5 protein-coding genes and 1 pseudogene are annotated in these 4660 nt (G+C 65.3%); 1 reads left to right on the top strand and 5 read right to left on the bottom strand.

Annotated features, from left to right (window positions below):
* From EOA27_RS23175 to rsfS, 4 genes and pseudogenes are all read right to left on the bottom strand, one after another.
* Nucleotides 1-344 (bottom strand): annotated as a pseudogene (locus EOA27_RS23175) (peptidase S41); the annotation flags it as partial.
* 1 nt (nucleotide 345) lies between these two features.
* The gene (locus EOA27_RS23170; protein WP_126080696.1) at nucleotides 346-1680 is read right to left on the bottom strand and encodes a murein hydrolase activator EnvC; all 1335 of its coding nucleotides are present in this window, start codon (nucleotides 1678-1680) and stop codon (nucleotides 346-348) included.
* Between the two features lie 144 nt (nucleotides 1681-1824).
* Complete coding sequence (rlmH, locus tag EOA27_RS23165; RefSeq protein WP_126080695.1) at nucleotides 1825-2307, bottom strand: 23S rRNA (pseudouridine(1915)-N(3))-methyltransferase RlmH; 483 nt, start codon at nucleotides 2305-2307, stop codon at nucleotides 1825-1827.
* Nucleotides 2308-2369: 62 nt separating this feature from the next.
* Complete coding sequence (gene rsfS / locus EOA27_RS23160; protein WP_126080694.1) at nucleotides 2370-2747, bottom strand: ribosome silencing factor; 378 nt, start codon at nucleotides 2745-2747, stop codon at nucleotides 2370-2372.
* 242 nt (nucleotides 2748-2989) lie between these two features.
* Between rsfS and EOA27_RS23155 the strand changes: the two genes are divergently transcribed.
* Nucleotides 2990-3841 carry a mechanosensitive ion channel domain-containing protein gene (locus EOA27_RS23155; RefSeq protein WP_126080693.1) on the top strand — a complete coding sequence of 284 codons (852 nt, stop codon included), beginning with the start codon at nucleotides 2990-2992 and terminating at the stop codon, nucleotides 3839-3841.
* Nucleotides 3842-3846: 5 nt separating this feature from the next.
* Here EOA27_RS23155 and EOA27_RS23150 read toward each other — a convergent pair.
* The coding region (locus tag EOA27_RS23150) for an MFS transporter (RefSeq protein WP_145970485.1) at nucleotides 3847-4660 on the bottom strand (814 nt) is incomplete at its 5' end.

The following is a 4660-nucleotide window of genomic DNA, read 5'->3' as shown; positions in this document are numbered from 1 at the left end:
ACCTTGACCAGGTCGTTCTCCATGGTGACCTCGATGCCGAGGCCGCCGAACTCGCCCTTGGTCTGCACGCGCATGTCCTGCGCCTGCTCGGCATTCATGTAGGAGGAGTGCGGGTCAAGCGAGGCCAGCATGCCGTTGATGGCGTTCTCGACCAGCGACTTGTCGTCCGGCGGCGTCACATAGTTCGCGCGCACGCGCTCGAAGATGTCGCCGAAGATCGCCAGCTGCTTGTAGGTTTCCGAACCCGCAGCATTCGCCGCCGAACCCGGTGTGCCGTAGACCAGGCTCATTGCCGATGCGCCCATCAGCGCGCCGGCAAACAGAAGCGACAGTTTCCGCATCATTTCACGTCCTTCCAGAGAATCGATCCGCCCACCATGGGGCCGGATCGACGGGTTTTCCATCCTTGCGGAACTCGACATAGAGTTCCGACGCCGAATTTTCATTCCGCGAGGCCGAGGTGCTTGCCACCCGGGCCTCTCCCATCGCGCCGATCGGCTCTCCTGCGAGCACCGACTGTCCGGTCGCGACGCTGATTCTGCTCATCCCCGCCAGGACGACATGATACCCATCGCCCGCATTGAGGATCAAGAGTTGACCGTAGCTGCGAAACGGCCCCGCATAAAGCACGTTTCCATCCGCCGGTGCGGTGACGATGGCCCCCGATTGTGTCGCAACCATGTCGCCCTGCATCGCCGCGCCATTGCCATCGTCGGTGCCGAAACGCCGCTTGATCTTGCCGATGACCGGCAGCGCGATCTGGCCTTGCAAGGCTGAAAACGGCGCCGACCCCGTGAGGCGGTTGGCCTCCGGCACCGGCAACGCGGCGAGCTCGGTCGTCGAGGCCATCGTGTCGCTGTCGGTCGATTTCCGCTCGCCCGCCTTGGCCTGGTCCTGCGCCTTGCGCGCCTTGTCGGCTTCGAGCGAAGCGATCAGGTCCTTGAGGCTGCTCGCCTTCGCCGCCAGCTCCTGCGAGTGCCGTTGCTCGGCCGCCATCGCGGTCTGGGTATCGGCCTGCAGCTTCTTCTTGGCCTCGAGCAGCATGGTGAGCCGCTTCTTCTCCGCCGTCTGGTCCGTGACGGCGGCGGTGAGCCGCGCCCGTTCCGCCTCGATCGAGGCCGTCACCCGCGTCTGCTCCTTGAGATCGGCCATCAGCCGGTCGGTCTGCTGGCGCAGTTCCGGCACCACGGCGCCGAGCAGGATGGCGCTGCGCACCGACGACAGCGCGTCTTCCGGCTTGACCAGGATCGCCGGCGGCGGATTGAGCCCCATGCGCTGCAGCGCGCCGAGCACTTCGGCCAGCACGTCGCGCCGGGCCATGAGTGAAGCGCGCAGCTTCTGTTCCTCGTCCTTCAGCCCTTCGAGCTTGGCGCCGATGTCCTCGATGTCCTGGCCAAGCTTCTGCTCCGTCATAGCCGACTGAATCAGCGCCGCGGTGATCGAGGCATAATCCTTGCGCACCGAGGCGATGTCGGCGGCGAGCTTGGCCAGCCGCTCCGATGACAGCGTGATCTCCTTGGAGACCTGCTCGTATTCGGTCCGGCTCTGATCGGGATCCGGCGCCGCGTCCAGCGTGTTCTCGGTCGCCCGGACCGGCCCGAGCGCGACCACGGCGGCGACAAGGGTCAAGCCGCAGCGGCTGCGCCAGGCGCGTATGATCGGGTACCAGCCTTCAGACATCAGGCCCCTAACCTATCCGCCGCTTCGTTAACGAACCATCAACCATGTTGGAAGCGCCCTACTCCAGCAGTGATGTTCAGCCTTTGAGGCGAAAATCCGAGCCGGGATAAGCAATCCCCAGCTTTTGGAGATGGCAAGCGCCATTCACGACCGATGATAGGGATGACCCGCCAGGATCGTCCCGATCCGGTAGAGCTGCTCGCCCAGCATCACGCGCACCAACTGATGCGGCCAGGTCAGCGCGCCGAACGACAGCACCAGGTCCGCCTGCTCGCGTAAGGATTTGTCATGGCCATCGGCGCCGCCAATGGCGACGACCAGCGACTTGCGGCCGCCGTCGCGCAACTGGCCGATGCGGGCGGCAAGGTCCTCCGACGAAAGCGACTTGCCGCGCTCATCAAGCAGGATGAGGACAGTTCCGGCCTGCAACAGGCCCTGCAGCTTCTGGGCTTCCTCGCGGCGGCGCTCGTCGGCGCTCTGTCCGCGGCTTTCGGGGACCTCGACAATGCCGGCAAATTCCAGCCCGACCGCGGGCCCGCTCTTGGCGAAGCGCTCGAAATAGCGGTCGGCGAGTTCTCTCTCGGGGCCGGTCTTCATCCGGCCCACGGCATGAACGGTGATCTTCATCCTCGCCCCGGCGAGCTTGTCTCAGCGCATACCGTGATGGTTCACGGCACGCGGATCAAGGCTCAGTGCAAGGTCTCTTCCTCGAGGTCCGGCGCCTGCCACATCTTTTCGAGATTGTAGAATTCGCGGACTTCGGGGCGGAAGACATGGACGATGATGTCGCCCGAATCGATCAGGACCCAGTCGGCGCTGGCCAGCCCCTCGACGCGCGCATTGCCGAGACCGGCATCTTTCAGCGCCTTGAGGAGATGATCGGCGACAGCCGAGACATGACGGTGCGATCGGCCCGAGGCGATGACCATATAGTCGCCGAGGCTCGATTTTCCCTGGATGTCGATTGAGACGATGTTTTCGGCCTTGGAGTCTTCCAGACTGGCAAGGACTGTGTCGATGGCGAGGCTCGCGGCGGCGTTGCCGCTGATCCCGGCCGGCGAAGGCATGATATCAGCCTTCTTCCGCAGTGCTGTTCTCAGTGTGTTTCCTTTCCCAACAAGAACAACCAAATCACCATGCAAATCAGGTGACACCACTTAGATAGGCAGAGTTCCATTGCAGTTTCAAGACGACGGCCGCTTTTGCTCGGCCGCGCCTGGTCCGGACCGCTGTTTTAGCAGTGCCTGAAAAGCGGGAACTGATCCCGGATGCGTGGGTTATCGGCGCACCGACCAACGGGATCCCCGCCATGCCCACCGACCCGCAAAGCGCCCTCATCACCATCCAGGCCGGGCTCGCGCAGCTCAGCACCTTGATCGTTTCCTACTCCTTCTCGGCCATCGGCGCCGTGATCCTGCTGGTTGTCGGCTATCTGGTCGCCGGGCTTGCCGAACGCTCGATCTATGCCGGCCTCGGCCACATCCACGGCTTCGACGAGACCTTGCGGCATTTCTTCTCCCAGGTCGTGCGCTACGCTATCCTGATCCTTGTCGTCATCATGGTGCTTGGCCAGTTCGGCGTGCAGACGGCCTCCATCATCGCCGCGATCGGCGCCGCCGGCCTGGCCATCGGACTGGCATTGCAGGGCACGCTGCAGAACATCGCCGCCGGCATCATGCTTCTGGCGCTCAGGCCCTTCCGCATCGGCGAGAATGTCGAGGTCGGCGCGATTGCGGGCACTGTCGAGGAGATCGGCCTCTTCGCCACCAAGCTGCGCACCGCCGAGGGCGTCTACATACTGGCGCCCAATTCGACCTTGTGGAACCAGCCGGTGCGCAACTTCAACCGCAACGGCGTGCGCCGCACAGACGTGACCTTGAGCATCGGTTCGTGGAACGATATCGACCGCGGGCAGAAGACGCTGCTTGCCATCGCCGGCGCCGAAAGGCGCATCCGGCGCGAACCCCCTCCGATCGCCTTCATCGCCAGTGTCGGCGACGCGACGGTTTCGCTCACCTTGCGCTACTGGACATCGGCCGCCGACTATTTTTCGACCCAAATCGACATGACCAAGCGCGCCAAGCAGGCCTTCGACAGCGAAGGCATCTCGATCCCGCTGCCGCCGCCGGAAGTGCCGGCGCCGGAAGCGCGCAAGCAGTAGCCGGCTCAATCCTGGCGGGGCTTATCGTCCGGCGCGAAGGCGAGTTCCACCGGCAGTGGCGTCTGCGCCGACATCGGCGCGAAACTGCCGCTTGTGGCCGCGGGTGTCGGCCGGCCCGCCGCCACGCGCCACAGCACGAACAGGCAGAAGGCCGACGCAATCACGATCCCGACATAGATGAAGGTCGCGGTGCCGAAGACGGCGGAAAGCGCCGTCACGATGCCGGGCACGATGAAGCCGGCCAGCGACCAGGCAAACAGCATCGAGCTCGACAGCGCCAGAAGCTCGTCCTTGGCGGCCCGGTCGGCGGCATGCGCGCTGGACAGCGCGTAGATCGATTCCGACGCCCCGTCCCAGATCAGATAGATCACCACCAGCGCCACCAGCGCGCCGCCGTCGAAGACGATGGCCAAGGTGCTGGCGACGACCGCCAGCGCCGCCGCCCCGGCCAGCACGTAGCGCCGGTCGGTGCGGTCCGAAATCCAGCCGAGCGGAATCTGCAGGATCAGCGTGCCGACCGGCATGGCCGACAACAGCAGCGCCACATCGGCCTGGCTGTAGCCCTTGGCGGTGGCGTGGATCGGCGCGAAGCCGGAAACGATCATCGACAGGCCGCCAACCGCCAGCATGCCGGCGACGCCGACCGGCGAGATGCGCCAGGCGCGGCGCAGCGCGACCGACGCCGCCTGCGGCGCCGGCGGCTGCGCAAGCCTGGTCATGCCGACCGGCAGGATGGAGAGCGCGGTGAAGGTGATGCCGATCAGCGACGCGGCGGCCGAGTGGATGTTGACCAAGGCGAGCGTCGCGTAACCCACGCCC

Origin of the sequence: Mesorhizobium sp. M2A.F.Ca.ET.037.01.1.1, from assembly GCF_003998075.1 — a bacterium.
Taxonomy (GTDB): domain Bacteria; phylum Pseudomonadota; class Alphaproteobacteria; order Rhizobiales; family Rhizobiaceae; genus Mesorhizobium.
This window is presented reverse-complemented; position numbering and strand designations above follow the sequence as displayed.